Below are 428 nucleotides of genomic sequence, written 5' to 3' on the forward strand. Positions count from 1 at the left end.
CCTTCGATCGCCGCGATTTTTGCCGGCTGGTGCTTGAGCGTATTGAGGCCGTGGAAGTCGCCGATCACAGCCTGTATCGGCGCGACGATCAACGCCATCCACATGGCCATCGACAGCATGGTGCGGATCGCCGGGTTGTCTCTGCCGCGCAGCAGGTGCCAGGCCGCTGACGAACCGACGAAGAACGCCGTCGCGACGAACGCCGCCGTGGCCATGTGCATCAGCCGGTAAGGGAATGACGGGTTGAAGATGATTGCCAGCCAGTCGGTGGGGATCACCTGACCGTTGACGATTTCAAAGCCTTGCGGGGTCTGCATCCAACTGTTGGAGGCGAGAATCCAGAAGGTCGAAATCAGCGTGCCGATCGCCACCATCACCGTCGAGAAGAAGTGCAGGCCGCGCCCGACCTTGTTCCAGCCAAACAGCAT

The 428-nt window shown here is 61.0% G+C and carries 1 protein-coding gene; it reads right to left on the minus strand.

The annotated features are described in order from the left end of the window. A partial coding sequence (locus J5M71_RS28915) for a cytochrome ubiquinol oxidase subunit I (RefSeq protein WP_207839123.1) occupies window positions 1-428 on the minus strand: 428 nt, incomplete at both ends.

This window comes from Pseudomonas sp. 43(2021) (genome assembly GCF_017490805.1).
Lineage (GTDB): Bacteria > Pseudomonadota > Gammaproteobacteria > Pseudomonadales > Pseudomonadaceae > Aquipseudomonas.